At 58.6% G+C, this 22,070-nt stretch carries 18 protein-coding genes; 4 read left to right on the top strand and 14 right to left on the bottom strand.

Annotated features, from left to right (window positions below):
• Positions 1–50: 50 nt before the first annotated feature.
• The 5 genes from pflB to tdcA form a co-directional block, all read right to left on the bottom strand.
• Entirely contained in the window at positions 51–2,345 is a 2,295-nt protein-coding gene (gene pflB / locus HMPREF9538_RS20710) for a formate C-acetyltransferase (protein WP_032416001.1), read from the bottom strand.
• 28 nt (positions 2,346–2,373) lie between these two features.
• A complete protein-coding gene (gene tdcD / locus HMPREF9538_RS20715) occupies positions 2,374–3,582 on the bottom strand; it encodes a propionate kinase (protein WP_009484365.1) in 1,209 nt (402 codons plus the stop codon).
• Positions 3,583–3,609: 27 nt separating this feature from the next.
• Positions 3,610–4,941 (bottom strand): threonine/serine transporter TdcC, encoded by a 1,332-nt coding sequence (gene tdcC, locus HMPREF9538_RS20720; protein WP_004145486.1) that lies wholly within the window; start codon positions 4,939–4,941, stop codon positions 3,610–3,612.
• A 25-nt stretch (positions 4,942–4,966) separates the two neighbouring features.
• Complete coding sequence (gene tdcB / locus HMPREF9538_RS20725) at positions 4,967–5,956, bottom strand: bifunctional threonine ammonia-lyase/L-serine ammonia-lyase TdcB (protein ID WP_002910762.1); 990 nt, start codon at positions 5,954–5,956, stop codon at positions 4,967–4,969.
• Positions 5,957–6,049: 93 nt separating this feature from the next.
• Positions 6,050–6,991 carry a transcriptional regulator TdcA gene (tdcA, locus tag HMPREF9538_RS20730; protein WP_002910764.1) on the bottom strand — a complete coding sequence of 314 codons (942 nt, stop codon included), beginning with the start codon at positions 6,989–6,991 and terminating at the stop codon, positions 6,050–6,052.
• A gap of 176 nt (positions 6,992–7,167) precedes the next feature.
• Between tdcA and HMPREF9538_RS32120 the strand changes: the two genes are divergently transcribed.
• Both HMPREF9538_RS32120 and HMPREF9538_RS20740 read left to right on the top strand, forming a co-directional pair.
• Entirely contained in the window at positions 7,168–7,311 is a 144-nt protein-coding gene (locus tag HMPREF9538_RS32120) for a hypothetical protein (protein ID WP_004219597.1), read from the top strand.
• 297 nt (positions 7,312–7,608) lie between these two features.
• Entirely contained in the window at positions 7,609–7,731 is a 123-nt protein-coding gene (locus HMPREF9538_RS20740) for a nitrilotriacetate monooxygenase (protein ID WP_004145488.1), read from the top strand.
• A gap of 37 nt (positions 7,732–7,768) precedes the next feature.
• Here HMPREF9538_RS20740 and HMPREF9538_RS20745 read toward each other — a convergent pair whose 3' ends face one another.
• The 8 genes from HMPREF9538_RS20745 to HMPREF9538_RS20780 all read right to left on the bottom strand — a co-directional run bounded on the left by HMPREF9538_RS20745 (position 7,769) and on the right by HMPREF9538_RS20780 (position 17,061).
• On the bottom strand, positions 7,769–8,569 hold the full coding sequence (locus HMPREF9538_RS20745) for a phosphate/phosphite/phosphonate ABC transporter substrate-binding protein (protein WP_009484363.1): 801 nt from the start codon (positions 8,567–8,569) through the stop codon (positions 7,769–7,771).
• Positions 8,562–9,548: a fatty acid desaturase gene (locus tag HMPREF9538_RS20750; protein ID WP_021466441.1), complete on the bottom strand. Its 987-nt coding sequence runs from the start codon at positions 9,546–9,548 to the stop codon at positions 8,562–8,564. The genes HMPREF9538_RS20745 and HMPREF9538_RS20750 overlap by 8 nt, the downstream gene beginning before the upstream one ends.
• A 438-nt stretch (positions 9,549–9,986) precedes the next feature.
• Positions 9,987–10,733, bottom strand: a complete 747-nt coding sequence (locus HMPREF9538_RS20755; protein WP_002910830.1) for a proteasome-type protease — start codon at positions 10,731–10,733, stop codon at positions 9,987–9,989.
• A gap of 16 nt (positions 10,734–10,749) precedes the next feature.
• Positions 10,750–11,565 carry a transglutaminase family protein gene (locus tag HMPREF9538_RS20760; protein WP_004145495.1) on the bottom strand — a complete coding sequence of 272 codons (816 nt, stop codon included), beginning with the start codon at positions 11,563–11,565 and terminating at the stop codon, positions 10,750–10,752.
• Positions 11,562–12,491: an alpha-E domain-containing protein gene (locus HMPREF9538_RS20765; protein ID WP_004184646.1), complete on the bottom strand. Its 930-nt coding sequence runs from the start codon at positions 12,489–12,491 to the stop codon at positions 11,562–11,564. Before HMPREF9538_RS20765 ends, HMPREF9538_RS20760 begins: the two co-directional genes overlap by 4 nt.
• Positions 12,485–13,924 carry a circularly permuted type 2 ATP-grasp protein gene (locus tag HMPREF9538_RS20770; protein ID WP_004180417.1) on the bottom strand — a complete coding sequence of 480 codons (1,440 nt, stop codon included), beginning with the start codon at positions 13,922–13,924 and terminating at the stop codon, positions 12,485–12,487. Before HMPREF9538_RS20770 ends, HMPREF9538_RS20765 begins: the two co-directional genes overlap by 7 nt.
• Before the next feature lie 286 nt (positions 13,925–14,210).
• Entirely contained in the window at positions 14,211–15,602 is a 1,392-nt protein-coding gene (locus HMPREF9538_RS20775; RefSeq protein WP_022537180.1) for a carbohydrate porin, read from the bottom strand.
• 100 nt (positions 15,603–15,702) lie between these two features.
• Entirely contained in the window at positions 15,703–17,061 is a 1,359-nt protein-coding gene (locus HMPREF9538_RS20780) for a glycoside-pentoside-hexuronide (GPH):cation symporter (RefSeq protein ID WP_017900190.1), read from the bottom strand.
• Positions 17,062–17,573: 512 nt separating this feature from the next.
• Here HMPREF9538_RS20780 and HMPREF9538_RS20785 point away from each other — a divergent pair.
• Both HMPREF9538_RS20785 and HMPREF9538_RS20790 read left to right on the top strand, forming a co-directional pair.
• On the top strand, positions 17,574–19,316 hold the full coding sequence (locus HMPREF9538_RS20785; protein ID WP_009484357.1) for an alpha,alpha-trehalase: 1,743 nt from the start codon (positions 17,574–17,576) through the stop codon (positions 19,314–19,316).
• Positions 19,317–19,567: 251 nt separating this feature from the next.
• Positions 19,568–21,688, top strand: a complete 2,121-nt coding sequence (locus HMPREF9538_RS20790; protein WP_009484356.1) for a TonB-dependent siderophore receptor — start codon at positions 19,568–19,570, stop codon at positions 21,686–21,688.
• Positions 21,689–21,729: 41 nt separating this feature from the next.
• On the opposite strand, the gene HMPREF9538_RS20795 is transcribed toward HMPREF9538_RS20790, so the two are convergent.
• Positions 21,730–22,070, bottom strand: a 341-nt coding sequence (locus HMPREF9538_RS20795) for a transglycosylase SLT domain-containing protein (protein ID WP_009484355.1), incomplete at its 5' end; no start/stop codon positions are given.

Here is a 22,070-nt window from a genome sequence, read left to right as displayed (position 1 = left end):
GATGATAACAGGAGAGCCCATTAAAGGCTCTCCTGTGGCCCGGTGGCCGCTCAGAGTTGGCTGGTGAACGTTCGGGAGATCACATCCTGCTGCTGTTCGCGGGTCAGCGCGTTAAAGCGGACCGCATAGCCGGAGACGCGGATCGTCAGATTCGGATACTGCTCCGGGTGTTCTATCGCATCGAGCAGCTTTTCCCGGTTCAGCACATTGACGTTGAGATGCTGTCCCCCCTCCACCGTCTCCTCGTGGTGGAAGTAGCCATCCAGCAGGCCCACCAGGTTGTTTTCCTGCGCTGACGGGGCTTTGCCGAGCGCCGCCGGCACGATGGAGAAGGTATACGAGATGCCATCTTTGGCGTAGGTAAACGGCAGTTTCGCCACCGAGGTCAGCGACGCCACCGCCCCTTTCCGGTCGCGGCCATGCATCGGATTGGCCCCCGGAGCGAACGGCGTCCCCGCCCGACGTCCGTCCGGGGTGTTGCCGGTTTTCTGGCCGTATACCACGTTGGAGGTGATGGTCAGGATCGACTGGGTCGGCACCGCCTGACGCCAGGTGGGGAGCGCCTGAATTTTGCGCATAAAGCGCTCCACCAGGTCGCAGGCGATGGCATCAACCCGATCGTCGTTGTTGCCGTACTGCGGATAGTCGCCTTCAATGACAAAGTCCACCGCCAGCCCGTGGTGATCGCGCACCGGCTTCACCCGGGCGTACTTTATCGCCGACAACGAATCCGCTGCCACCGACAGGCCGGCGATGCCGCAGGCCATCGTGCGGTAGACGTCGCGGTCGTGCAGGGCCATCAGCGCCGCCTCGTAGCTGTATTTATCATGCATGCAATGGATGATGTTCAGCGCGCTGATGTACTGCACCGCCAGCCAGTCCATAAAGTGGTCGAGGCTGGCCATCACGGTGTCGTAGTCCAGCACCTCATCACGCAGAGGGTCGGTTTTCGGCCCCACCTGGATCTTCAGTTTCTCATCCACCCCGCCGTTAATCGCGTAGAGCAGCGTTTTGGCGAGATTGGCGCGGGCGCCGAAGAACTGCATCTGCTTGCCGATCACCATCGGGCTGACGCAGCAGGCGATGGCGTAGTCGTCGCTGTGAAAATCGCTGCGCATCAGATCGTCGTTCTCATACTGCAGCGACGAGGTGGCGATAGAGACCCGGGCGGCATATTTTTTAAACGCCGCCGGCAGCGCTTGCGACCAGAGCACGGTCAGGTTCGGCTCCGGCGCCGGGCCCATGGTGTGCAGAGTATGCAGATAGCGGAAGGTGGTTTTGCTGACCAGGGTGCGACCATCCAGCCCCATGCCGCCCAGCACCTCCGTCGCCCAGATGGGATCCCCGGAGAACAGCGAATCAAATTCCGGGGTGCGCAGGAAACGCACCATGCGGATCTTCATGATGAAGTGGTCAATGAGCTCCTGGGCCTGCTCCTCATTCAATAAACCGGCGCGCAGATCGCGTTCGATATAGATGTCGAGGAAGGTGGCCGTGCGCCCCAGCGACATGGCGCCGCCGTTCTGCGACTTCACCGCCGCCAGGTAGGCGAAGTAGAGCCACTGCACCGCCTCCCGGGCAGTGCGCGCCGGGTGAGAGATATCGCAGCCGTAGCGGGCCGCCATCTCCTGCATCTGCAGCAGCGCGCGCCGCTGTTCGGCCAGCTCCTCGCGCAGGCGCAGGGTGGCCTCCAGCGCCTCGCCGCGCTCAAGGGCCGGCTGCAGGTCGGCAAACTGCAGCTCACGTTCGCGGACCAGGTAGCGAATGCCGTACAGCGCCACGCGGCGGTAATCGCCGATGATCCGTCCGCGGCCATAGCCGTCCGGTAGCCCGGTCAGCACCCCGGATTTGCGGCAGCGCAGCATATCCGGGGAATAGACGTCAAAAACGCCCTGATTGTGGGTCTTACGCAGCGCCGTAAACTGATACTCAAAGTCAGGATCCATTTCGCGACCATAGGCCTCGAAGGCGCTTTTGATCATCTTGATGCCGCCAAAAGGATGCAGGGCGCGCTTCAGCGGCTGGTCCGTTTGCAGGCCGACGATCTTTTCCAGCGGCTGGTTGATATAGCCCGCCGCGTGGGCGGTGATGGAGGTGGCGACATTGGTGTCGAAATCCACCGGCGCATGGGTGGCGTTCTCGACGCGTATCCCGGCCATCACCTGCTCCCAGAGGGCGGTGGTCGCTGGCGTCGCGTTAGCGAGGAAAGACTCATCGCCCTCGTAAGGGGTGTAGTTATGCTGAATAAAGTCGCGAACGTCGATCTGCGTTTGCCACGCCGTACCGCGAAAGCCCAGCCAGGCGTCGGCGTATCGTACATCCTGGGTATCGATATCTACTTTCATGAACATCGTCTCTCTACAGAATAAAAAGTCAGGCCAGCGCCGCCGCGGTGTGGATCCGGCCTAAGCGGATCGCATCGAGGGCAATCATGCGCTCTTCATTGGTAGGAATAACCGCGCAGCGCACCCGGCTGCCGTCGGCGGAGATCAGGCGCTCGCCGGCCGAATTGGGCTGCTGATTGCGGGCGGCGTCCATCGCAAGGCCAAAGACCGACAGCCGCTCGCTCACCAGCCGACGGATCAGCACCGAGTTCTCGCCAATCCCGCCGGTGAAAATAATGCCGTCGAGACGCTGCAGCGCCGCGGCGTGGCCGGCAATATGGCGGGCGATACGATGGACAAAGGTTTTAATCGCCAGGCGGGCGCGGGCATGGCCCTCATGCCACGCCTGCTCCAGCACCCGCAGGTCGGAGGAAAGACCGGAGATCCCCAGCAGGCCGGAGGCGGTGTTGGCTACCCGCTCCAGGTCGCTGAGGGTCTGCCGGGTTTCCCCGGCAATCCACGCCATGGCGCCGAAGTCGACATCACCGCTGCGGGTGCCCATCATCAGCCCCTCCAGCGGCGTCATCCCCATCGAGGTGTCCACGCTGCGGCCGTTACGCACCGCGCAGATCGAGGCGCCATTGCCCAGGTGGGCGATCACCAGGCCGCTCTCCTGCTCCGGCAACCCGAGCAGCGCCAGGGCGCGCTGGGACACATAGCGGTGCGAGGTGCCGTGGAAACCGTAGCGGCGTACCCCGAGATTCTGGTAATACTCCCACGGCAGACCATAGAGAAAAGCTTCCGGGGCCAGGGTCTGGTGAAAGCTGGTATCAAAGACCGCCACCTGCATCACCTCCGGGAACAGCCGCTGCGCCGAGGCGATGCCGCTGAGACTGGCGTAGTTATGCAGCGGGGCCAGGGACGATACCTGGCGAATGTTATTGATAACCTCCTCGCTAATAATGACCGACTCGGTGAACAGGTCGCCGCCGTGGGCGACGCGGTGGCCAATCAGGGCCACGCTGTCGATGAGGTCGCGTTGGGCTAATGCTCCGGCAATCGCCTGCAGGGCGCCTTCGTAGCCGCGCTGCGCCAGCGCCACCGGCTCGCCGCCGTTGAGCGAGAGAGACGCCCGTTCCGCGTTGATGCCCTCGGCCACGCCGTTGAGCAGGCAGTCGCAGCTTGCGGCATCCAGGACGGAAAATTTGATCGACGACGAGCCGCAGTTAATCACCAGTACTACCGGAAATTCAGTCATGTTGTACTCCGCGTGGCCTGAGCCGGATTAGAACAGTTTGTAAGCAATGTTGAGGATGGTCAGCAGACCGATAGCGGTCACAAAGAGGTTGTCGAGACGGCCACGGTATTTGGCCAGCGAAGGCGCTTTACGAATGGCGTACATCGGCAGCAGGCACAGCAGCGAGGCGATAATCGGCGCGCCCATGGCCTCAATCAGGTCGAGGATATTGGGGTTGGCATACGCCACCACCCAGGTCGAGCCCATGATGAACACCATGCTCAGGGTATTGAGCTTGCCGCTGGAGACCCGGGTTTTATCCCCTTTATAGCCAAAGCGCAGGATCAGACCGTTCAGCCCTTCGAGCGTGCCGAGATAGTGGCCGAAAAACGATTTGAAGATGGCCACCAGGGCGATGATCGACGCGCCATACTCCAGCAGGGTGGCAAAGGTGGATTTGGTGCCCGACATCGAGGCAAAGTGGTTCGCCAGATAGGAGAGCACCGGGATATTCTGCGCCTTGGCGTCCGCCATGTTCTGCGGTGAGAGGGTAAACAGACAGCTGAAGGCGAAGAACATCACCACCGCCACCATCAGCATGCTGGCCCGGGAGATGATCTGTGAGCATTTGCGTTCGGTATACTCGCGGCCAAACTGCGCTTCATACTCTTCGCGTTTGGAGACCACAAACGAGGAGACGATCGGCGAGAAGTTGAAGGAGAACACCATGATGGAGATGCCCAGCCATACCGTCACCAGAATGCCGTCGTGACCGGTTAAGGCGATATCGCTGAGGTTGACCTGGTCAATCACCGCGCTATTCCAGTAGGGGATCAGGGACAGGGAGATCACCACCAGGCTGGCGATAAACGGCCACACCAGATAGCTCATCACCTTGACCATCAGGTCTTTACCAAACCAGATGACAAACGCCATCAGCAGCAGCAGGAGCAGCGCCACCACCCCGCGGTTGAGAGCCGGCATCTGCAGCTGGTTCTCCCAGAAAGTCATAAAGGTATTGGTGATCGTGACGCCATAAATCCACAGCAGCGGGCAGATGGCGAAGAAGTACAGAAAGGTGATCACCACCCCGCCGGTTTTGCCAAAATGCTCTTCCACCGTTTCGGTGATATTGCCGGAGGGGTTAGCCCCCGACAGGCATAGCCGGGCCAGGGCCCGATGGCAATAAAAGGCGATGGGATAGGCCAGCACCAGCATCACCAGGATCGGGATCAGCCCGCCGAAGCCGGCGCGGATCGGGAAAAACAGCACCCCGGCGCCGATAGCGGTGCCAAACAGGCCCAGGGTCCAGGTGGTGTCAGATTTACGCCAGGACGAAAGGCTTGTCTGGCTGGATGCAATGCTCTCAGTCGTACTCATATCCTGTCCTCACTTATGTATTGAATTAAGCGTCAACAAAACCGGTAATTTGCGATACCCGGGAGAGATCGATATTGCCCCCGGAAATCAGGCTGACCGTTTTGCGGTTCTGGATATAGCTGTCGAGTTTGCCGCTTAATAACGCGGCGCAGGCTAACGCCCCGGCCCCTTCGGTGATCACTTTATTGCGCTGAATTAAGGCGACCATGCTCTGGCGAATGTCATCCTCACTCACCAGGACGATGTCATCCACCAGCTGGCGGGCGATTTCATAGGTCAGTTTCCCCGGGCGGGCGACGTCGCAACCATCGGCTAAGGTGCCGGCGTGGCGATGGCTGGTGATTTCCCCGGCATACCAGGAGGCGGCCATGCCGTGAACATTCTCCGACTGCACGCCGATAATGCGGATTGTCGGGTTAATGGATTTAATCGCAATCGCGATACCGGCAATTAAGCCGCCGCCGCCAATGGGCACGATGACATTATCCACGTCATACAGATCTTCTAATATTTCGAGTCCAATCGTCCCCTGCCCGGCGATAACCTGCGGGTCGTCATAGGGGGGAATAAAAATGCGGCCCTCAAGTTCAACAATATCGCTGGCTTTGGCGAGGGTATCGTTAAAGTTATCGCCATGGAGCACCACTTCCGCCGAATAATCACAGGTGGCGGCAACTTTCGATTTCGGCGCCCCTTTCGGCATCACCACTTTCCCGTCAATGCCGAGCATGGCGCAGGAGAGCGAGACGCCCTGGGCGTGGTTGCCCGCTGAGCAGGCCACCACCCCTTTGCGTTTTTCCGCCGCGGTTAAACCGCACAGTTTATTAAAGGCGCCGCGAATTTTAAATGAACCCGTGCGCTGCATATTTTCGAATTTAAGAAATATTTCGCCCTGGCAGCGCTCGCTAAAATAATTCGAACGGGGCATGCCTGTTTTATATATTTTTCCCGCGAGGCGTTGTTTCGCTTCGAGAATATCGTCAATAGATACCGGAAGATCGTAGGTAATATGCATTATGGCCTCTGTATCTTAATATAAAGTCAATGACCGGGCGTCATCCTGCTGATAACAGCGAGGACGTGTGTTGGATTATTTAACGACTTTCAGTTACGCAATAATTTGTAATGGCTGCCAGTGGCGGTTGCCCTGCCCCGAGGAATAGTGTTTCGCCATCTCCACCAGCGACGCCGCGGCGGTTTTTAACCGGTAATTTTTCGACCATACCGCCGCATAGCGCGCCACCGGCAAGGCCTCTTTAATGGGGATGGTGACAAACTGGCTCGAGCCAAACGGCGTGGTCATGTCGCAGGGGATCACCGTCAGAAAATCGGCATTGAGCACCAGGTTATAGATCGTCACCACCGAATCGGTATTAACGATATTTTCACGGCGGATACCGCTGCGCTGCAGGGTGGTCAGCAGTTCGCTGTAGTAGCCCATATTGGTCTCCGGCAGCACCCACTGCTCGTGCTGGAGCGAGGCCAGGCGGACCGTGCCGTTGCCGATCCGCGCCCGGTTCGCCACCAGCACAAACTCAGACTCAAACAGCGGCTCGACGTGCAGGTCCTGCAGTTTCATCTCATCGCTCAGCGTCCCGATGGCGAAGTCGAGGCGCCCGTCGCGGATTGCCGGCAAAAAGGCGGAGAGCTGCGCCTCATACATCGAGACCCGCGCCTTGGGGAAAGTCATTTTAAACTGATGCACCATCTCCGACATAAAGGTAAACCCGACCAGCGATGGGAAACCAAAGGAGACATCCACCACCGCGCTGTTGGTCAGAGCATTCATTTCATTGACCATATTTTTCATTTCACGGGTGATCGCTTCTGACCAGTTGAGAAATACCTGCCCGGCCTCGGTGAGCGAGACGCCGGTATTTCGCCGGACGATTAATTCACTGCCAAAATAACTCTCCATGTCGCCAATAATTTTACTGACCGCCGGCTGAGTGAGTCCTAACGCTTTTGCTCCGGCCCCGATTGACCCGCTGCGGATCACTTCCTGGAAAACTACCAGATGCTGTGTTTTAGGCAGAGAAAAAGTATTCATCGCGTCTCACTTTCATTCCTTTGTTGACGGCGGAAAGTGTAACAAATCGCAATTGCCGGGTTATGTGAGAGCTCTCACAAAGGCTCCGCCGCGGCGGATAAGCAGGATCCACGAGCCAGAATAAGTAAAGTAAAATCAATATATTAAAAGCATCATGACCGCTATTTGCGCGCCTTTTGCCGTGGCCGAATGCGGGGATAAAAATAATTGATGGCGATAACATCGACGGCGAAATGGCGATAAAAAATACGCCTTTTGTACGTTATTCGACCCGCGCTATCAGGGTGAGAAGAAAGCCGAAAATTAAATTAATGCTGTAAAGAATAAAAAGCAGACGTAATAAACGCCATTATTTAACGACAAGCCGGTCGGGCATCACATTTTATCCCCGGCGGTTGGGGAAAATGCACGGTCATTATTTACACCAAAGAAACATTAAATTCACAATTTTTCTTTTGGGTCGCGATAGGCAGCGATCTTTTTTCCGCCATAGCACAGTTGGTCATACTTTGATTAAAATCAACCCTGGTAATTTATCTTTTACGACGGCCATTGGAGAGTCATTTGTGTTGCCGATCACAAATCCATAAAACAACGACCCGGCCTATCGTGAAGAGATGATCCCGCGGCTGCGCCAGCAGCTTAACGAGCAGCTGATGAGCGACCAGCTGGCTGTCGACCTGCTCTCTTCCTATCTGCGAATGGATCTCAGCGCCCAGCCGTGGGACCAGCCGCTATAGCCCGCCCCGGCGCAGATCGCTGGCCCGGGCATTTCGCCTATAGCTGGCTGACCCCCAGCGCCGCGGCCTCATCCCGCCACGCCAGCAGCGGCGCATAGGCCTCCCGCGACATATCGCTATAGCCGCAGATCAGCAAGGCGTCGCACAGGGAACGATAGCGATCATCGCTTACCAGCTGCTGGAGCGCCTCGCGCAGGCTATTCAGCGTTGCCGCCGGGGTGGCGCCGGCGGTGATCAGCGGCAGCCCTGGCGCGGCCGGGCTCCAGCCGATCGCCACCAGGCCAGCCAGAGCCTGCGGCTGATGGCGCTGCAGCAGAGCGTAGGTCACGCAGTCGATGGCGGCGATATCGGCGTTTTCCTGCTGCAGTTCGCGCAGCGATTGCCGATGGCTGCCGCTGAACATCACCGCTGAAAAAAAACGCCCCTCCCGGGAGAGCGGCGCGACCATTTTACGCAGTACGTTGTAGCCGGACTGCGAGTGCTCGGCATTGCACACCGCCCGACGGCCAAAAAAGTCCCCCAGCATCCGGTGACTATCCGCTTCGCGGACCACCAGCAGGCTGCGATAGCGGCGCCCTTCGCAACCGGGCGCAGCGTAGTGGAAGCAGCCCACCGTCTGCACCTCCGGCAATTGGGTCACCAGCGGGTAGCCACAGGTCTGGCTCAGCAACAGCGTCGGCTGGCGCCAGTGAGCCAGCAGATCCCCGGGGTCAGCCGCCGGAGGGTCCCCCGCCACCATCACGCCGCGTTCGTCCAGCAGCGACTGCACCGTCTGCCACAGGGCCTGGGTCTGTTGACGGTGGATGGCATACATCGGAAAGGTCATGCGTTCAGCCATATTCTCCTCCCGCCTGCGCCTGCTCGCCAAAGCCCGGATGGGCGTTCACCGCTACCGCCCGGCGGCTAAAATGGCGTCGCCACTCGCCGTACCCGCGCACCAGGAACCCCTGATTACGCTGCAGATACGCCGCCTGGCGATGCAGATACAGTTGACGTAAAGCGTACCAGGGGACCCCTGGCAGATCATGATGCACCGCATGGTAGTTGAGATTGAGGAACAGCGCCCGCCAGGGGAGCCCGGCCTCGTTGATCACCGAGCGGGCCAGCGGGTCATCCGCGGCGCGGTGTTCGAGAAAAGAGCGTACTTTGGTCAGGGCCAGCGCCGGGTAGCTCACCGCCAGCACAAACCACAGCGGAGAAAAACCCTGCGCCGCCATCCAGGTCAGCAGACCCGTCAGCAGCAACAGATGCAGACTCCACATGGCGATAGCGCGGCGGTCGCCCTCGCGGAAAGCCCACAGCGCGCTGTTCAGGGTGTGAATAATATCCATCATCGGCGCCAGCAGCAGACGCCCCCAGAAGGTGTTGCGCAGGTGGATAAGGCGGCGCTGCCAGGCTGAGAAGCGCTGCCAGCTTTCCGCCGTTACGTAGTACGATTCGGGGTCATCCTCAGGGTGCGTCAGCAGATGGTTGCGATGGTGCGCCAGGTGGCTGTCGCGGTAGACGCCATAGGGATACCAGACCGCCAGCGGCAGCGTCCCCAACAGCTGGTTAAACCATGCCAGCCGGGTGGGATGCCCATGGATCAGCTCATGCTGTAAGGACATATACCAGGCGGTAAACCAGATCAACAGCAGCGTGGCCGGAAACAGTCCCAGCGTCCGCCAGCCCGCCACGCAGGCAAACCAGCCGCCGTAAACCGTCACAATCAGCAGCCAGGTCGGCAGCTCGCTGCGCCACAGCCAGCTGCGCGCCAGCTGGCGGATCAGGATGCGCTGTTGGTCATCCACATAGACAGCCGTCTTCTTTTCCGCCACTTCCGATACCTTGCCGTGTTGCCTCATTCCCTCCGAAGATGTGAGATAACACGTTAAATAACAAAGTATTTAATTGACTTAGCTTTGCCAAAAAGCGCGTTTGTGTTCAACAGGGCAAAGAGAATACCGTCCATGGCGCAACAGGTTGGCGGTGTTTAAACAGGTCCATCGCCCGGCGGCGCTGCGCTTGCCGGGCCTACGGGATAACCCCTCCCCGGGCCATCCAGGCCGGTGCAGTCGCAGCGCCGCCGGACAAGAACAGCGGCGTCGCTTTTGTGCCGGGCGGCGGCGACACCTTGCCCGGCCTACAATCCGTGCGGCCTGTCGTTAATTTATTTACCGCTGTTGCTGAAATTTTACCGCCAGGTCGAGGATACTAAAGGACTCCAGCGCCTTACCCGCCTTCGCGCCGACGATACCGGCGGAGCGTCACAGCGACTACTCCTCTTCCCGCTCCGCTGGCGTCCAGGTCGGCAGAGTCTGGAAGGTGTGCAACAGCCCTTCGGACCACGCCTTGCGAATGCGGTTGAAGTAGGGATCGCTGTCGGTGATGCGATGCTGCCCGGCACTGCTGAAGCTGCCGCTGCGGTAGAGCAGCGTATCCAGCGGCAGGCCGACGGACAGATTACTGCGCAGCGTCGAATCAATGGAGATCAACGCGCAGCACATCGCCTGCTCCAGCGGCGTGTCGATGGTCAGCACCCGATCGATGATCGGTTTGCCGTATTTGCTTTCGCCAATCTGGAAATAAGGCGTGTCGCGGGTGGCTTCAATAAAGTTGCCCTCCGGATAAATATGGAACAGACGATGAGTTTCGCCGGCGATCTGGCCGCCAAGCAGCAGGTTGCAGTTGAAGTTGGTGTTACTGCAGGTCTGCTGGTTGCTGCTGTCGCGCTGGATCACCTCCAGCAGCGTTTTACCGATCAGCATCGCGGCGTCGTAGAGGGAAGTGACCTGCATCAGATTCGGCTCCTGCTGGGTACGGATGCGCGCGCTGAGCAGGCTTATCACGCTCTGGGTGGTGGCCAGATTGCCGGCGGATTGCAGCACCAGCACCCGTTCCCCCTCCTGATGGAAAACGTGCAGCTTTTTAAAAGTGGCAATATGGTCGACGCCCGCATTGGTGCGGGAGTCGGAAGCAAACACCAGTCCATCCGCCAGGCACATGGCCACACAGTAGGTCATTGCGGTTATTCCCGTATTATTGCTGCTGCGCCTGCTGGCTGTGTTCGCGCACTTCAGCGTTAGTTAACATAATCTCCCCGCCGCCGCCCAGCCGGGTGCCCCGTACCGGGCAGGCGTCGAGATAATCCAGCCCGGTCGCCAGCCGTAAATGCTGATTCAGGCGACGGGTATTATTGGTGATATCAAACGACAGCCAGCGGCCGTCGAGCCAGACTTCCGCCCAGGCGTGCATCGCCACATGCTGGGCGTTATTGCTGTAGACATAGCCGCTGACGTAGCGCGCCGGGATCTCCAGCGCGCGGCAGCAGGCGAGAAAAACATGGGTATGATCCTGGCACACCCCCTTCGCGCGGGCGAAGGCGTCGGCGGCGGAGTCCTGCACCTGGGTCGCGCCGGGGGAGTATGGCATTCTTAACAGCAGATCCGCCATCAGTTGATTCAGACTCTCTTCCGCCGCATCGGGACGATAGAGGCGCTGGGCAAACTCACGGATCGCCGTATCGGCGCGGGTTAGCGGCGTACAGCGCAGAAAAACCAGCGGCGACAGCAGCTCGGCCTCTTCATCACGCGTCTCCTCCCCTTCGTCGGCGATATCGACAATCCCGCTGGCGCGGATGGTGATCTCCTTGTGCGGGTTATCCAGCGTCAGCACATGCAGCACATTGCCCCAGCCGTCGGTAGTGGTCACCGCCGCGCCGTCCGGCAGGGTCAGCGTCCAGGCGGTGATCGTCTGCCGGGCGGTACTGCGAGGCGTCAGGCGCAGATACTGGGTGGAAAACTTCACTTCTTCATCGTAGCCATAGCGGGTGAGATGATCGATGACCAGTTTCATAAGGCCTCCAGGTAGGTTTGTCTGATGCTGTCGGACAGCGCGTTAATTCTCGCCAGCAGCCCGTTAAGGGTGGTCTGCAGGTCCGCCTGCGCCAGGTCGTCACGGGTGCTGAAGCGCAGGTCAACGTTGAGCTGATGGGCGAGGCGCAGCGGTTGATAGGAGCGGTCGTTGGCGATCTTCTCCAGCTCGCCCACCAGGTCGGCAATGCTGGCGCGCAGCGAACGCGGAATATCGTTGCGCAGGATCAGCAGCTCCATCACCGTTTCGCGACTGACCGGCTGGCGGTAGAGGCTGTTGTAGGCTTCGCGGGCGCTGACCGCATTGAGCAGGGTATCCAGCCGGTAGTATTCCCGCACCGGATCCGGGTCGTTGGTCAGCTGTTGATCCTTAATCAGCAGCAGCTGGGTGGTGGCGAAGGCGCGCTCAATCAGGGTGCCGATACCGATAAAGCTCAGCGCGTCGTTGCGCAGCAGCGTGCCTATCACCGCTCCGCGAAACAGATGCACCCGCTCTTTCACCCACTCAAAAAAGCCGTCGCTCCCCAGCTCGCCCAGCCCCTGCTGGCGCAGGCTTCGCAGCTCAATGCGGGTGGCATTGATGCTCTCCCACACTTCGGCCGACAGACTGCCGCGCACGGCGTGCGCATTGTTCCACGCCATCTCCACGCAGCTGTAAATACTGCAGGGGTTGTTGCCATCAAGGGCAAAAAAGTTGAGCAGATTGCTCATGGTAAAGCGGGCATGGCGCGCCTGAAACAACTCGTGGGTCATCGACAAATTCAGCGGCAGCGCCAGATCCCGCGACTGCTGGCTGTGGCGGGGGATCATCGATAATTTCCAGGTCACGTCCAGCACCCGGGCGTAGCTCTCCGCCCGCTCGAGATAGCGGGCCATCCAGAACAGTTCACTCGCCGTACGACTTAGCATGATGCGTCATCCTCCATCACCCAGGTATCCTTGGTTCCGCCGCCCTGCGACGAGTTGACCACCAGCGACCCTTCGGTGAGGGCCACGCGGGTCAGGCCGCCGGGCACCAGCCGCATCTCCTGCCCGGACAGCACGTAGGGGCGTAAATCGATATGTCGCGGCGACAGACCTTCATCAACGAAGGTGGGGCAGGTCGACAGCGCAAGGGTGTCCTGGGCGATATAGTTGGCCGGATTGGCCAGCAGGCGCTGGCGGAAGGCCTCTCGCTCCTCTTTAGTCGAACGCGGGCCGACCAGCATGCCGTAGCCCCCGGCGCCATGGACCTCCTTGACCACCATCAGCTCGAGATTGCTCAGCACGTAGCGCAGGTCCTCCGCTTTCCGGCACTGCCAGGTGGGTATATTGCTGAGGATCGGCTGTTCGCCGAGGTAAAAGCGGATCATCTCCGGGACGTACGGATAGATCGATTTGTCGTCAGCCACCCCGGTGCCGATGGCGTTGGCCAGCACTACGCCGCCGGCGCGATAGACGGACAGCAGCCCCGGGACGCCGAGCATCGAATCGGCGCGGAAGGCCAGCGGGTCGAGCCAGGCGTCGTCGATGCGGCGATAAATCACATCCACCCGCCGCGGCCCCTCGGTGGTGCGCATATACACCGCGCCGTTTTTAATAAACAGATCGGCGCTCTCCACCAGCTCGACCCCCATCTGCTGCGCCAGGAAGCTGTGCTCGAAGTAGGCGCTGTTGAAGCGACCCGGGGTCATCACCACGACGCAGGGATCATCCACCAGCGAGCTTTCGCGCAGGGTCTGCAGGAGGTAGCTCGGGTAGCGCTCCACCGGCGCAATGTGATGCTGCTCGAACATCTCCGGATAGAGGCGCATCATCATCTTACGGTTTTCGAGCATGTAGGAGACGCCGGACGGCGTGCGCAGATTATCCTCCAGCACGTAGTACTGACCGTCGTTATTGCGCACCATATCGACGCCGGTGATATGGGCATAGGTGTTGTTTGGCAGGTTGATGCCCTGCATGCACGGCTGATACTGCTCGTTGGCCAGCACCTGCTCGGCCGGGATCAGCCCCGCGCGCAGGATATTCTGCTCATGATAGATGTCATAGAGGAAGGCGTTCAGCGCTTTCACCCGCTGGCGTATGCCGCGGTCAATGCGCTGCCACTCCCCGGCGGGTATGATCCGCGGCACGCTGTCAAACGGGATCAGCCGCTCGGTTCCCTCATCCTCGCCGTACACGTTAAAGGTGATGCCGATACGGTGAAAAAGCAGTTCCGCTTGCGCTTTTTTCTGCCGGATAGAGAATTGATCGGTGTTGCGAAACCATTGCCACCAGGCATTATAGTGCGGCCGCTGTTCACCCTGCGCGGTCAGCATCTCGTCATAATAATGCCCGTCAGGTAGCGTAATTTTAATCATGGCTATCCCCTCCGGTTGTACTCACTTTGTGGTAATCCCGATAAGAGATAAGCATTAATTATGCCAGGTCACACAGCGCGTCGGCGCAGCGTTACGCTGTGAGGCCATGGCTTTGAGTTGATTAAAAAACAACCAGACACTTTGCTTATTTGTGGGCGGTTTTTAGCGTTAAACGCACCAGTTTGGGGCAAGTGGATTCACGGGACGCTGAGGCTTCGCGAGCCACGCCGCGTAGCGACAGGCGGCTGAATAGCACAGAGCCTGCGCTGTGCAAGCTCTGTGTTGCTCAGAAGAAATACTTGAAGCGCAGCCGGCCGCCATAGCGGGAGTCTTCCTGGCCGTCGCCGTTGCTTGGGTTGGCTTCAATCCAGGAGGCGTAGGCCCCAAGATAGATGTTGAAGTTCTTCATATTCATTACGTTCGGAAACAGGTACGACGCATGGATCGTATGGATATCGTAGTTGCCCGGATCGGCGATCCAGCAATTATCGTCGCAGTTAGCGATAAAATCAGCGGTGTTAAAGCTGTCGATTTTGTTATGCGCGTAAATGTAGCCCAGCTCAAAACCGTGCCACAGGGAGTTAACGCCCGCGGTAAAGTCAGTCTCATCTTCGGCATCCATATAAGCGACGTTAAGGTTGGTCACCACGCTGTCCTGCGGATCGGTTTTTTGCCCATTCCACGTCATCGTATAGCCATAGCCGGTACGGCTGGACTGGTCGACCCAGCGTCCTTTCGCATCGTGATAGCCATAGGCGTTATTTACCACGTTGCTTTCCATGGCGATGGCAGTGGAGAAGCGCCCGCTGTTCCACGCGATAACCGGGCGCAAATAGGCCACATTTTTCTCATTTTCCAGTGCGGTGCCATGATACTGCTGGTCCTGGAATAGCGTGCTGCCGTTCTCCAGCAGGGTATTCAGTTCGAAATACCAGTTATCAAGGGTTTTGCTCATCAGGAAGTTGCCGCCGCTGTTGCTCCGACCGCGCCCTTCCTTCATCATGTAAATATAGCCGTAGCCGTCGCTGTACAGATCGTTGGCGGTGTTCCCGGAGTATTCCACGAACGTATCCTGATTCAACGGGAACATATCGTAGGCTTCGAAACGACCAACCTTCACCTTCCAGTCGTTCTCCTGGCCAAAAAAGAATACCGCATCATCAAGATTCATTTTGCCGTTCAGGTCGGCCAGCGGCTGGACGGAAAAACCGGCAAAACGGCCATTATCCATTTTGCGCATGCCGTCAAAACCTAACAGCAGGCGGCCATTAATATCCCAGCGTTCATTATTGCCCGGCGCCCAGTCTTTATTTGCCGTGGTTTTTACCGAAGTCAGGCTCCCGCTGCTGCTGGCGCCATCCATGTTAAATTCGACATCACCATAAAATTTGATATCCCCATAGCCGGACAGCGTTAGTGTTGTCGGCTCCGCGCCCGGTGCGACGGGCTCGGCGGACTCCACTTTGACAGTTGGCGTGCATTTCGCCACCACGTTCTGCTGTCGGGTTAAGGTCTGGATTTTCGCTTCCGCATCGGCCGCTCGTTGCTCAGCATTTATTACGCGCTGTTCCAGCTGCGCTAAACGTTTTTCAATATCCGTCGGGTGATTATTCGCCGCGGCCCAAAGGCCAGAGGAGAACAGACCACTCATAATCAGAGCCATATAGTTTACTTTCATTATTAACATCCCTAATTACATTGTTATATGTTTCATCCAGGGTATAGCCGGGCTATCCAGAGAATTACCTGCATAGCCCTCTTAATACAGCGTGGAATAATCAGGATTCGGCGAAAGTGCCGTGTTTTAAATCATCAACGATGCCGTTCATTCTGTTTTCCGTTAAGCCGTAGAATTTAATCGAGACGGCGGTAAGCACATAAAACACGGAAGGGACCAGAGTAAACAACAGCACCACGCCCTGCACCGCTGAAGCCGACTGCACCGTGGTGTTAGCGGCGTAATGGAAATAGGCCAATATCCAGCCGAGGATGGCCCCGCCGACGGCGACACCCAGCTTGATGACAAAGATATTTGCTGCGACATTCATACCGGTAATACGCCGCTGGGTTTTCCATTCGCCATAGTTATTCACGTCGGTAATCATCGACCACTGCAACGCGCCGTTGCCGCCCTGAATGATAGAAATCAGAATATGCACGCCGAGCACCGCAATCCAATATTGTACCGGGACGATAAAGCAGACCACGCCCAGCGCGGCGGTGAGAAGATTAATCCAGAAAGAGAATCGGACCTTACAAAAGCGCGTCCCGAAGGGCTTGGCCAGCACCGAACCCAGCATGGAGGCAAACATACCGCCGAGCATGAATATGGTAATCACGTCGGCGCCTTTATGCAGGACGCTGTTAACATAATAGACGACGGCGCCACCGCGAATTACCACGGCGACCAGCATCATAAAATTGTAAACGGAAAGAATACGCCACTGATCGTTACGAAATAGTATTTTCACGTCCCGCGCGATGTTCAGGTTCTGTTCTTTAATCGGCTGCACGCGTTCTTTAGTCGTGGCGAAACAGGTGATAAACATCAGGCAGCCGATAACGCCAAACAGGGCCATCGAGACCTGAATACCGGTCGCGCGATCGCCGGGATAGAGAAAATCAGCCAGCGGTAAAATAAACGCAGTACCGAGCGCGCCGCCGATTGGGGTGATAGCGAAACGCCAGGACTGCAGCGAGAGGCTTTCGCGCGGATCGGAGGTCAGCGCCGCTCCCAGCGAGCAGTACGGAATATTAATCGCCGTATACATCAGTGTCATAAATATATAAGCCGCCACGGCGTAGGCAATTTTTCCGGAGTCGGAAAAGGAGGGAATGGAATACACCAGCACGCAGCTCACCGCAAAGGGCACGCAGATCGCCAACAGCCAGGGGCGAAAGCGGCCCCAGCGGGTTGAGGTGGCGTCAGCAATCGCGCCCATAATCGGATCGGTAATCGCATCCAGCAGACGCACCAGCAAAAACATCGTCCCCATTACGGCGGGCGGCAGGCCATAAATATCGGTATAAAAATAAGCCAGAATAGCCACAGACGAGTCAAATACGATGTGACTGGCTGCGTCCCCCAGGCTATAACCTATTTTCTCTCTGACAGAAATTTTTTCGCCAGCAGACATACACCACTCCTTTATGCAAAATGAAACCGGTTTCTGTAGTGTCTGCATTTTTTACTTATCCGCTATGCGCGGCGCCATTATGTTTTTTTATTAATTATTTATGTTTTTTAATTTATGTGATCCTGCCAGCCTTCAGTCATATTAATCCCGGTATTTTTGCCTGACAGATCATAGCCTTCATCCGTTGCGCAATTTTTAAAATGCGATAAATACGAACCTTATTGTTACAGATAAACATCCGTTCTTTTTTCGGATGCCGCTATCGAATAGCGCTTATTATTTACCCAGAAACATTCACAACAAAAATAACACCAGCCAGCATTTATATAATTAAGATTATAATATTCGGCTGAGCAGAATTGTGCCGCCTGGATAGCGACCGGTGAGCGGTAAATTCTCTGTTTTAGCGCAAAATGTTAGCTTCGACACGCGCAGCGGCGGATATTCGTCTATGGTTTTCTGATGGCCAAATGCAGTGGCACATGAGTCTGCAATGATAAGGAGAACAATCCATGACGAGTCCCTTTTCCCGTCGCCCCGCTACCCTGCCTTATGCTCTTCGTCTGGCGCTAGGGGGTGCGTTTATCGCCCTGGCGACGCTGACCGCTGAGGCTGAAGAAACCCGTCCAATCCCGCAATCACCCGATATCCTGCTCGGTCCGCTGTTTAATGATGTGCAAAGCGCGAAACTGTTTTCTGATCAGAAAACGTTCGCTGACGCCATTCCGAGCAGCGATCCGCTGATGATCCTTGCCGATTACCGGATGCAAAAAAACCAGGCCAGCTTCGACCTGCGCCACTTCGTCGAACTGAACTTCACGCTGCCGAAAGAGAACGACACCTATGTGCCGCCCAAAGGGCAAACTCTGCGTCAACATATCGATGGCCTGTGGCCGGTCCTGACCCGCAGCACCGTCGAGGTGGAAAAATGGGACTCGCTGCTGCCGCTGCCTAAGCCCTACGTGGTGCCCGGAGGACGTTTCCGCGAAGTCTATTACTGGGACAGCTATTTCACGATGCTGGGTCTTGCCGAAAGCGGTCACTGGGATAAAGTCGAGGATATGGTCGCCAACTTCGCCGCAGAAATTGACGCCTGGGGCCATATCCCCAACGGCAACCGCACCTATTATCTCAGCCGTTCGCAGCCCCCCTTCTTCTCCTTTATGGTGAGCCTGCTGGCGACGCATGATGGCGACCAGGTGCTGAAAACCTACCAGCCGCAGCTGGAGAAAGAGTATCGCTACTGGATGGCCGGAGCGGACGCGCTGGCTCCCGGCAGCGCCGACAAACGGGCGGTGCGGATGGCGGACGGCGCGCTGCTCAACCGCTACTGGGACGATAACGACACCCCGCGTCCCGAGTCCTGGCTTGACGACGTCAAAACCGCCAAAAGCAACCCGAATCGTCCGGCAACCGAGATCTATCGCGACCTGCGCTCCGCCGCCGCCTCCGGCTGGGATTTCAGCTCCCGCTGGATGGACAATCCGCAGCAGCTCGCCACCATTCGCACCACCTCGATTGTCCCGGTCGATCTCAATGCCCTGATGTTCCATCTGGAGAAAACCCTCGCCCGCGCCAGCAAGGCATCCGGGGACAGCGCTGGCGCTACGCAGTACGATGCGCTGGCTAACGCCCGCCAGCAGGCCATCGAGAAATACCTGTGGAATGATAAAGAGGGATGGTACGCCGACTATGATCTGAAAACCCACAAGGTGCGCAATCAACTGACCGCGGCGGCGCTGTTCCCGCTGTACGTCAATGCCGCGTCACGCGAGCGGGCGACGAAAGTGGCCGCCGCCGCCGAGTCGCGCCTGCTTAAACCCGGCGGGCTGACCACCACCACCGTCAACAGCGGCCAGCAGTGGGACGCCCCCAACGGCTGGGCGCCGCTGCAGTGGGTGGCGGTCGAGGGGCTGCAAAACTATGGTCAGCAGAAGATCGCCATGGAGGTCACCTGGCGCTTTCTGACCAACGTGCAGCATACCTATGACAGTAAGCAAAAGCTGGTGGAGAAGTATGACGTGAGCTCGACCGGCACCGGCGGCGGCGGCGGGGAATATCCGCTGCAGGACGGCTTTGGCTGGACCAACGGCGTCACCCTGAAGATGTTGGATCTGATCTGCCCGCAGGAGAAACCCTGCGATGCGCTGCCCGCTACCCGTCCGGCGACAACCCCTTCACCGCAGGACAAACCTGTTGCGGCGCCCGCGGCTAACGACCCCGCCCCTGCGGAACCGCAAAAGACCGGCTCCTGACGCTTCGCCGCCCCCTACCAAAATCGGTAGGGGGGAGCGGGCTCCCTGGTCACTACCGTCCCGCGCAGACCCATTCTGCGGCTCGCGGGAAACACATCCCCACCCCCTCGCGTTCAACAGGTCACCTTTTCGCTTGATCGCACAAATACAAACAATAATAATTCGCATTACTTTTTAACGAATAATGACAGATTCGTTTTTCACGCGGCGGCGTACAGGAGTACCAGACCGCGTTGGTTCAGGATGATCTTATGAACGTGGCTATTTCTCGAAAACGCCCGGGGCTGCTGTATGCCCTTGCGGTCGCACTCCCCTTCACCGCGCAAGCCGAAGAGACGGTGGTGGTCACTGCCACCCCGCCGGCGTCCGCCAGCGCGCCGACGGAGGGCTACAGCGCCAGCACCTCGCTCGGGGCGACGAAAACCGACCAGCCGTTAATCACTACCGCCCAGTCGGTGTCGGTGGTCACCCGCCAGCAGATGGCGGATCAGGGGGCGAATACCATCAGCCAGGCGCTGGAATATACCCCGGGGGTCTACTCCAGCTTCGGCGGCGGCGCCACCCGGTTCGACGCCATCTCCCTGCGCGGCTACCACGGCGGCGACGTCGATAACCTGTTCCTCGACGGCATGCGCCTGATGAGCGACGGCGGCAGCCATAACGTACTGCAAATCGACCCGTGGTTTATCGAACGCGTGGATGTGATCCGCGGCCCCTCCTCCGCGCTCTACGGGCAGAGCGTGCCGGGCGGCGTGGTCAACCTGACTTCCAAACGTCCGCAGTTCAGCCAGCAGGGCCACATCCGCCTGACCGGCGGCACGCAAAATACCAAAGGCGCGGCCTTCGATTACACCGACGCCATCAATGACCAGTGGGCATGGCGGCTGATCGGGATGACCCGCAGCAGCGATACGCAGTATGACCATACCCGCGAAGAGCGCTACGCGATTTCGCCTTCCCTGCTGTGGCAGCCGGACAGCGACACCTCGCTGCTGCTGCGCGCCTATCTGCAAAAAGATCCTTCCGGCGGCTACCACGGCTCTTTGCCGCTGGACGGCACCCGCTACGCGCACAATGGCCGTAAGCTCTCCCCCAGCACCAACGAAGGCGATCCGGGAGATGGCTATAAGCGCCGCCAGCAGATCTACAGCTATGAGTTTGACCACCAGTTCACCGACGTCTGGTCGGTCTATTCCGCCGGGAGCTACACCCATACCAACGTCTCCCTCGATCAGGTCTACCAGGTCGGCTGGATAGATGACAGCGACATGCTGGCCCGCGGCTACAGCGGTTCGCGCGGTTCGCTGGACGGCTGGTCAACCGATAACCGCCTGCGCGCCGATTTCAATACAGGCGACCTGGCGCACACCCTGATCCTCGGCGCCGAATATCATCGCTTCCGTAACGACCTGTGGACCGGCGCCGGCGGCGCGGCGCCCCTTAACCCGTTTAGCGGCTATACCGCGCAGACCGGACATACCGTTACCTACAGCGACGACAATAATCGCCGCTATTACCAGACCGGGCTGTATCTGCAGGATGAGATGGTCTGGAACCGCTGGCATGTGGATGTTTCCGCCCGCTACGACCGCATCGTTTCCCAGCAGGTCAGCGATACCCAGGGGACCTCAAACCGCCGTTCAGACGACCATATCAGCGGCCGCGCCTCGCTGTTGTACGCCCTGGACAACGGTCTGTCGCCCTACCTGAGCTACAGCCAGGCGATCACTCCGGCGATGCTGCCGGGCGCGGACGGCAAACCGTTGAAACCGACCACCGCCGAACAGGTTGAAGCCGGCCTGAAGTTCCAGCCGCCGGGCAGCAGCGATCTCTATAGCATCGCGATTTACGACCTGACGCAAAAGGATGTCGCCACTCGCGACCCGAACATCGCCACCGCCACCTATATTCCGGCGGGTAAGGTCCATTCCCAGGGCGTTGAGCTGGAAGCGCACCACCAGATCACCCCGCAGCTGAGTACTATCGCCTCGTATACCTGGAATCGTCTGCGTTTCCAGGACACCAAAGACGGGACCGACAATAACACGCCGCAGCTGACCCCGGATCAGATGGCCTCCTTCTGGGCGCGCTATCAGTTCCCGGCGGGGATCTCCGTTGGCGCCGGCGTCCGCTACATCGGTAAACAGTGGGCGGATGATGCCAACACCGCGCGGCTGCCGTCGGTCACGCTGATGGACGCCATGATGCGGGCCGACCTCGGCGTCTGGTCGCCAACGCTGAAAGGCGCTTATGTGCAGGTTAACGCCAACAATATCGGCGACCGCGAGTATATTTCCGGCTGCTATGGCACCGGCAACTGTTACTGGGGAGCAGAGCGCAGCGTTATAGCCACCGTGGGCTACGATTTCTGAGGACGTGGCCTCCGGGAGACTACCGGAGGCCAAACGAGGGATTACATGGCGTCCAGCGCTTTCTGGAGTTTCCAGATATAGCGCGGCGCCTGCGGTGCCGGGTGTTTTTTCACCACATGCTCGAAGAACTCATCGGCGTCGAGATCGTTAATCTCCTCAATGGCGTCCTGGCGGTTCGAGGAGAAGGTACGCAGCAGCGCGCCAGCGCCGTTGGCATAGGAGACCACCACCGCATAGCGCATCACCTGCGGGTCTTTGATCCCCGCCAGCGGACCGTTCTCCAGAATGCTCAGATAGGCGGCCCCCATCGAGATATTACGTTCCGGGTTTTTCAGCTCACTGACCGACGGCTCCCCGCCCCCCCCCCCCCCCCCCCCCCCCC

This window comes from Klebsiella sp. MS 92-3, from assembly GCF_000195655.1.
GTDB lineage: Bacteria > Pseudomonadota > Gammaproteobacteria > Enterobacterales > Enterobacteriaceae > Klebsiella > Klebsiella pneumoniae.
This window is presented reverse-complemented; position numbering and strand designations above follow the sequence as displayed.

Coding starts and splice junctions, on each gene's coding strand:
- HMPREF9538_RS20760 (WP_004145495.1), bottom strand. CDS start 11,565: ATGAAACTGGTCATCGATCATCTCACCCGCTATGGCTACGATGAAGAA.
- tdcB (WP_002910762.1), bottom strand. CDS start 5,956: ATGCATATTACCTACGATCTTCCGGTATCTATTGACGATATTCTCGAA.
- pflB (WP_032416001.1), bottom strand. CDS start 2,345: ATGAAAGTAGATATCGATACCCAGGATGTACGATACGCCGACGCCTGG.
- HMPREF9538_RS20780 (WP_017900190.1), bottom strand. CDS start 17,061: ATGTCTGCTGGCGAAAAAATTTCTGTCAGAGAGAAAATAGGTTATAGC.
- HMPREF9538_RS20745 (WP_009484363.1), bottom strand. CDS start 8,569: ATGGCTGAACGCATGACCTTTCCGATGTATGCCATCCACCGTCAACAG.
- HMPREF9538_RS20740 (WP_004145488.1), top strand. CDS start 7,609: ATGATCCCGCGGCTGCGCCAGCAGCTTAACGAGCAGCTGATGAGCGAC.
- tdcC (WP_004145486.1), bottom strand. CDS start 4,941: ATGAGTACGACTGAGAGCATTGCATCCAGCCAGACAAGCCTTTCGTCC.
- HMPREF9538_RS20785 (WP_009484357.1), top strand. CDS start 17,574: ATGACGAGTCCCTTTTCCCGTCGCCCCGCTACCCTGCCTTATGCTCTT.
- tdcA (WP_002910764.1), bottom strand. CDS start 6,991: ATGAATACTTTTTCTCTGCCTAAAACACAGCATCTGGTAGTTTTCCAG.
- HMPREF9538_RS20790 (WP_009484356.1), top strand. CDS start 19,568: ATGAACGTGGCTATTTCTCGAAAACGCCCGGGGCTGCTGTATGCCCTT.
- HMPREF9538_RS20775 (WP_022537180.1), bottom strand. CDS start 15,602: ATGAAAGTAAACTATATGGCTCTGATTATGAGTGGTCTGTTCTCCTCT.
- tdcD (WP_009484365.1), bottom strand. CDS start 3,582: ATGACTGAATTTCCGGTAGTACTGGTGATTAACTGCGGCTCGTCGTCG.
- HMPREF9538_RS20765 (WP_004184646.1), bottom strand. CDS start 12,491: ATGCTAAGTCGTACGGCGAGTGAACTGTTCTGGATGGCCCGCTATCTC.
- HMPREF9538_RS20755 (WP_002910830.1), bottom strand. CDS start 10,733: ATGACCTACTGTGTGGCCATGTGCCTGGCGGATGGACTGGTGTTTGCT.
- HMPREF9538_RS20770 (WP_004180417.1), bottom strand. CDS start 13,924: ATGATTAAAATTACGCTACCTGACGGGCATTATTATGACGAGATGCTG.